The sequence below is a fragment of the Rhizobium sp. PEPV16 genome (assembly GCF_008919455.1).
GTDB classification, from domain to species: domain Bacteria; phylum Pseudomonadota; class Alphaproteobacteria; order Rhizobiales; family Rhizobiaceae; genus Rhizobium; species Rhizobium leguminosarum_Q.
The window spans coordinates 408-609 of sequence record NZ_VSZV01000234.1 but is presented as its reverse complement, the minus strand read 5'-3'; the positions used below and the strand labels follow the sequence as shown (position 1 = coordinate 609).

Genomic DNA, 202 nt, shown 5'->3' with positions numbered 1-202 from the left:
GGGACGGCGGGCGAGATCGACAGGATCGGTCATCGTCAGGTCATAGGCCTCGGTGAGGCTGGGATCGGCATATTTATAGGGCCGCTCTGGATAGACCGCCGTCGGATCCGTCAGACTGATTATCCTGACGACATCCTCCCTGATGCCAACGCCGAGCGTGAGCGTATCCGACGGGTTCGTCTTCAGCATGGTCCAGCCATAC

At 59.9% G+C, this 202-nt stretch carries 1 pseudogene; it reads right to left on the bottom strand.

The annotated features are described in order from the left end of the window. Window positions 1-202, bottom strand: a pseudogene (locus tag FY112_RS08210) (hypothetical protein); the annotation flags it as partial.